This window comes from Haloactinopolyspora sp. (genome assembly GCF_027324685.1).
Taxonomy (GTDB): domain Bacteria; phylum Actinomycetota; class Actinomycetes; order Jiangellales; family Jiangellaceae; genus Haloactinopolyspora.
Genome location: NZ_DAHVSH010000193.1, coordinates 1 through 5,970, shown reverse-complemented (window position 1 = coordinate 5,970; position 5,970 = coordinate 1). Strand labels below are relative to the sequence as shown.

Below are 5,970 nucleotides of genomic sequence, written 5' to 3'. Positions count from 1 at the left end.
TGTGGATCCCGTCCGGAACGAGCACGGTGGTCGTCAAGACGCCGGGCTCGCCGGTCTCGTCCCACTCGCGGGACGAGGCGGTCCACGGCAGGTCCTGGTCGTCGATGCGCAGCACGGTGACGGCGCTGACGACGGTCGCGTACCACTCCCGCAGGTCCGTCGGGGCGATCAGGTTCACCGTCAGCTCACTCATCTCGGGCAGCCGGCGGAACGCGACCGGCACGGTGAGGTGGTCGCCCTGCGGCGTCGTGGCCGTGATGGCGCCTTCGTAGTGCCCGACGTCCAGCTGGCGGTGGTCGATGGTGGCCGTGACGGTCGCCGCGGCACCGGCTGGGAGCGTCACGTCGTCGGCGTCGACGACGAGTGTGGCTGCGGGGGCGGCGTCGCCGTCCTCGTCGAGCAGTTCGGCCGTCAACGACACCTCGACCTCGGCGGCGGAGTTGTTGGTCACGACGAGGTGCTCGGTGACGGGCTCGTCGGCGGGGCTGAGCATGCCGGGGGTGATGCTGGCGGTGATGCCGTCGCGGTTCAGCCCGTCGCCGTAGTCGAGGTCGACGCGGAGTGTCTGGGTCACAGCCCGGGCGACGTCGACCCGTCCTGCACCCTGGTGCCAGGCAGGGTCACCGGCGTCGGCTGCAGTGGACACCAAGGTGCCCTTCAGCTCCTTGACGCCCCACTCCGGATGCTGCTGGCTCAGCAGGGCAGCCGCGCCGGCCACGTGCGGCGTGGCCATCGAGGTGCCGTTGGCCGCGGTGTAGTGCTCGCCTGCCGGCAGGCCCATGGCCGTCCCGGCTGCCCGCGCCGCGACGATGCCGACACCGGGAGCGGTGATCTCGGGTTTGAGCCGGTAGTTGTCCTGGACCGGCCCGCGACTGGAGAACTCGGCAAGCACGTCCTGTTTGTCCACGGCACCGACGGTCAGCGCTTCGACGGCCGAACCGGGGCTCGCGATGGTCTCCGCCCCGGGTCCGTCGTTACCGGCGGCCACCACGAACAAGGTGTCGGTGGTCAACGACAGCAGGTTGAGTGTCTGGCTCATCGGGTCGGTGCCGTCGGTGCAGCACCCGCCGAGGCTCATCGAGACGACGTCGGCGTCGATCTGGGCGGCAGCCCACTCCATCCCGGCGATCAGGGCCGACTCGGTGCCCTGGCCGTTGTCGTTGAGAACCTTGCCGATGGCCAGGTCCGCCCCGGGTGCGACCCCGGCATACCGCCCATCCGAGGCAGCACCTGACCCGGCGATGATCGACGCCACGTGCGTGCCGTGCCCGTGTGCGTCGGCCATCGGCGCATCGGACATGAAATTCTTCGCGGCGCTGATCTTGCCGGTCAGATCGGGATGGTCGAGGTCGACACCGGTGTCCAGGACGGCGACGGTCACACCGGTGCCGTCGTAGCCGGCATCGTGGGCGGTCTGGGTGCCGATCTGGGGCACGGACTCGTCCAGGGCGACCTCGATCCGGCGATCCAGCCACACCTTCTCGGTTCCGGCGGCCAGGCTCGGCTCGTCGGAAGTACGAGAGGCCGTCGTGTCTTCAGCGGTGAGCGCCGCCCAGAATCGCTGCGCGTGATCTTTGTCCACGCTGACACCGGCGGCCACGATCGTGTCGAGGACCGTGTCGACCTCGGCGCCGGGCAGGGACGCGGCCGCGCTGCGCGCCGTGGCCGGTCGCTGCTGGTCGGGTAGATCGACGATGACGGGCACGTGGTCGGTGGTGGCGTCGGTGTAGTCGTTGCGCACGAGGTATTCGACGTCGAACAAGGTGGGGTCGAGCAACCCGTCGGCCAGGTACGGCTCGGCTTCCGCCGGAATCACGAACACGCCGTCCGGGCCGCTCTCACCGCGGTACTCTCCACCGCCGGGCACGTCGACGGCCATCCGTCCGCCCGCATCGACGGTCACGGTGACCAGGTCGCCGGTGATCAAGGTGAGGTCGTACGAGCCGGGTGCGACACCGTCGACAACGACCTCGTCGAGGGCATCGCCGGCGTCGGGAGCCGCCGGCGGGGCGCTACCGTCCGGGGCTGCGGCAGGGGCGGGCGCGGCCAGGCCGGCGATCACGACGCCGGCGGGCAAGAGCACGGCGAAACTTCGGCGTAGAGCTGTGGGCGCACGTCTCATTCGACGTCATCTCCAGTCCGGTACAGGTGGGGCAGGGCGGCTCGAGGCGCGGGAGTGGTCAGATCGGCACGTAGCCACCGAGTCCGCCCTCGGCGGGGCGTTCCGGCTCGGGCTCGGCCGGGGTGGTTGCAGCCTCCGGCGGGGTGTCGGGCTGCGGCGAAGCCGGAACTTCGTCGCCGTCTTCGGGCATCGTCGTCATCCACGGATCTCCAGCTGGGAGCATCGTTGCTGCGTGAAGTATCCGTAGTGCGGGGATTGCTTGCGATCACCCAGATGAGCGAATCTTCTGCATTCGTTCCCGGGTCGGGCACTCAGGCGTCGACGACGAGCCCGGCTTCCACCGCTCGGACTGCGAGCGCGGTACGCGACGAGACCTGCAGCTTGCGCATCGCCGAATTGAGCTGGGTGGCCACGGTGTTCGGCGAGCGCGACAGGGCCTGCGCGATCTCGCGGTTCGTCCGGCCGGCGATCACCAGGCGCACCACTTCGGTCTCACGCGGCGACAAGGCGTCGCCGTAGCCGCGTCGCCCGCCCCGCCAACGCGGACGGGTCTCGACACCCAGCTCACGCAACCGGGAGCCGACCCGGCGCGCCTCGGCGCGAGCGCCCAGCGTGGCGAACCCGTCACACACGCGGGTCAGCACCTCGATCGCGGTGTCGGGCCGGCCGCCGGCCACGAGACACTCGCCCTGCTGTTCTCGGGCCAGGAGGGCATCGAGCGGCCGGGGGAGAGCGTCCCACGCCGCGGCGGCACGTTCGAACGCCTCGGCGGCACGAGACCGCGTGTCTCGAGCCTGGCTGAGCAGCGCGCGGCAGGTGCCGAGCGCGGCCTGCGGTGCCGGTGCGCCGCGCCCGGCGAGCCCAGTGGCGAACTGCTCCACCAGCTCGGCTGCGTGCTGCAAGGACCCGGACGCCATGAGTGCCTGAACACGTGCACGGACCACGTCGGTAGCCCAGATCCAGGTGTCTTTGCGCTGGATCGTCTCGATCGGCTCAGCGGTTGCGGCCAGCGCGTCTTCGACGTGGCCGTCGGCCAGTAGTAGATCGCTCAGCGCCGCGGCAGCTGTGGGTGGCAGGTCGGCGATGTTGATCGGCGGCTGGGCCTCGATCAACTCCCGTAAGCGCGTCACCGCCCGGTCTCGGGCTCCGGTGACCGCGTCGAGCAACGCCGTCACCAACACGGCTTCGAGACGGTCGCGGCGGCCGTCGTCGTCGACATCAGAGAGCTCGGCAGCCCGCTCGGCGAGCCCGTCCCACCGGCCGGTCAGCCAGTCCAGGTGCAGCTGCATCGCTGCCACCGTGGAGCGCATCCGGCTGTACTCGACGTCGTCGACCAGGGTCGACGCACGCGCGAGATGACGCTCGGCGTCGGCATAGCGGCCCCACAGCGTGGCGCAGTAGCCGACGTTGGCCAAGCCGCGGGTCAGCGCGAACGCTTCGTCGGTGGCCTCGACCGTGGCCGGCAACTCGGCCGCCACCGCCCAGCCGGTCTGGTCACCGAGCGTCAGCAGGGCCGCTGCTCGATCGGCGGTGAGGGCAAGGCGTTCGGCAGGGCCGGTGACTTTACCGGCCACCTCTGCGGCACGATTCAGCCAGCGCAGATGCTCAGCGGCGGGTTGGCTCCCGGGGAGTGGATAACCGAGGTAGGTCATGACCCGGCCCGCCTCGGCCGGATCGTGAACCAGATGCGGTGCAGCTTCGGCCAGCTGGGCATGAGCAGCGTCGAACTGGCGGAGCTGGAGCAGCAGCCGCCCGAGGGGGTTACGGATCTCGGCCTGCTCGACGGGGGTCAACGTGGCGGTGGCGAGCACGTCCTGCAGGGATCGCACCGCGCGCCGGATGACGTCGCCGACGCCCTCGATCCGCGCACCCACGACCAGCAGCCGCCGGGCAAGGCGTGCCTGGGCGCTCGCGGGCAGCTCGGCCGCACCGAGCGCGTCGTCGATCAACGCGACAGCTGTCCCGTGGTCACCGGAGGCGATCGCCACGTCAGTGGCCTGCTCGACGTAGGTGACCCAGGCCGGCACGTCGGCGGCCCGGAAATGCCGGGCGAGCTGCATCACCGGTGCCGGGTCCGCGGTCTGCATCGCCTGTCCCGCCCGCAGATGCATGCTGGTCAGCTCCGCAGCCGGCGCCGACTCGTAGATCGCCCGCCCCATCAGGACGTGGCGGAACATGACGCGCCCCCGCGCGTCGTCGTCGAGCAGCCCGGAACGCACGGCCTGGGCCAGCGCGGGCCGGACCGTGCTCCGGGGTAGTCCGGCCGTTTCGGCCACGAGGCGCTCGTCCGCGGGCTCGGCCAGCACGGCCATCGCGGTGAGGATCCGCCGTACGGTGGCGTCGAGTCGCTGGGCGCGCTCCAGCACCAGGTCACGCACGGTCGGTGGCACGCTCAGCTCGTCGAGCGTGCGGCGAACCCACTGCCCGTCCCGGCGGGCGACGTCCTCGCGCTGCCGGAGCAGACGCACCGACTCCTCGACGACGAGCGGAATGCCGGCCGTGTGCTCATGGAGGAAGGCGACGAAGGCCTCGGACACCGACTCGCCGCCCAGCATGGACGAGACGAGCCCCGCGGTGTGCGTGACGTCCAACGGGGGCAAGGCCAGCCGCAGTTGGGCGACGTCCGGGCGATGACGCGAGGCCAGCCGCAGCAGTGATGAACCGGCGGGTACGTCCTCGGGACGGTAGGTCACCACGATGCTCAGATCCGGCGTGCTCCGGGAGGCCAGGAAGAGCAGGAAGCCGAGCGTCGCCTCGTCGGCCCAGTGCGCATCCTCGACCACCAGGACGCTGGTGTTCATTCCGGCGATCAGCTCGGCCAGCGCACTGAACAGGCGATGCCGGGCGGCTGAGGCGTCCTCCAACGGCTCCGGAGCCCGCGGTAGCACGGAGTCCCACTCCGGGAACAGCGGCCGCAACGCGCCGAGCAGCGGGTTCGTCGCGGCTGACGGCCGGGCGGTGCGGTGCCCCTGACGGATTCCGTCGACGATGGGGCCCAGGGTCAGCGAGTCGAGGTAGGGCGGGCAGGTGGCCATCAAGACCGATTCGCCCACCGATGACTCGGTGGCCAGCAGTTCCTGGACCAGTCGGGTCTTGCCGATGCCCGCTTCGCCTTCGATCAACACCACCGCGGGCCGCCGGGCCAAGGCTCCGGCCAGCCGGGCCAAGTCGCCCTCGCGCCCCACGAACGCGGGTGTGGCCAAATCGGGTTCGATATCGGATTCCGAAGCCACCGATGGACGCATGACCACGGCTATCTCCTCGCAGTCGAACTGGCCACGCCCGGCACGATGCCCCCTGGGCGCTGCGGCGGTGTCGGGAAGTCGTGCCCTGGGCGCACAGTACTACGACGACGTGATGACGCGAGCGCGGCGGAGCTACCGGCAACGACGTACCGAACTGCCGATCTCTGCCCGACGATCTGCGAGGCCGTGATCGGAAGGCTGAATTCCGACCGTAACGACCTCGTAGATGGAGCTGATCATGGCTACCGACACGACCTTCACCGAGCGCCCCACCGCGCAGCGGCCGGTTTCGACGCGCTCGCCCATCGGCGTCGACCGGGCGATCAAGGCACTGGGTGGTTGGCTCGCTCGGCACAGCGTCGGCATTCTCCGGTTCAGTCTCGGCCTCGTCTTCACCGCGTTCGGGGTGCTGAAGTTCATCGGCATGAGTCCGGCTGAGAGCTTGGCGGTGCGGACTCTCGGCGCCCTGACGCTCGGCATCGTCGCAGGTGACGTGGCCCTGTACCTGACCGCGATCGTCGAGACGGTCATCGGGCTCACCCTCGTGACGGCCAAGTTCGTCAAGACCGGGCTGGTTCTGCTGGGCGCAGCGCTGGTGGGGAT

Annotated in this window: 3 protein-coding genes and 1 pseudogene; 1 reads left to right on the top strand and 3 read right to left on the bottom strand. The window is 70.5% G+C overall.

All coding sequences use genetic code 11. The features are described 5' to 3' along the window. The 3 genes from M6444_RS20920 to M6444_RS20910 form a co-directional block, all read right to left on the bottom strand. Window positions 1-2,122 (bottom strand): S8 family peptidase (locus M6444_RS20920; protein ID WP_298331886.1); only part of this gene is annotated, 2,122 nt, incomplete at its 3' end. A gap of 58 nt (window positions 2,123-2,180) precedes the next feature. After that, complete coding sequence (locus M6444_RS20915) at window positions 2,181-2,321, bottom strand: hypothetical protein (protein WP_298331883.1); 141 nt, start codon at window positions 2,319-2,321, stop codon at window positions 2,181-2,183. A 112-nt stretch (window positions 2,322-2,433) separates the two neighbouring features. Continuing rightward, complete coding sequence (locus M6444_RS20910) at window positions 2,434-5,367, bottom strand: AAA family ATPase (RefSeq protein WP_298331888.1); 2,934 nt, start codon at window positions 5,365-5,367, stop codon at window positions 2,434-2,436. 238 nt (window positions 5,368-5,605) lie between these two features. Between M6444_RS20910 and M6444_RS20905 the strand changes: the two are divergent. Next, a pseudogene (locus M6444_RS20905) lies at window positions 5,606-5,970 on the top strand (DoxX family protein); the annotation flags it as partial.

Bases quoted from the DNA above. Each gene is read 5' to 3' on its own strand.
- M6444_RS20915 (WP_298331883.1), bottom strand. From the start codon at position 2,321: ATGACGACGATGCCCGAAGACGGCGACGAAGTTCCGGCTTCGCCGCAG.
- M6444_RS20910 (WP_298331888.1), bottom strand. From the start codon at position 5,367: ATGCGTCCATCGGTGGCTTCGGAATCCGATATCGAACCCGATTTGGCC.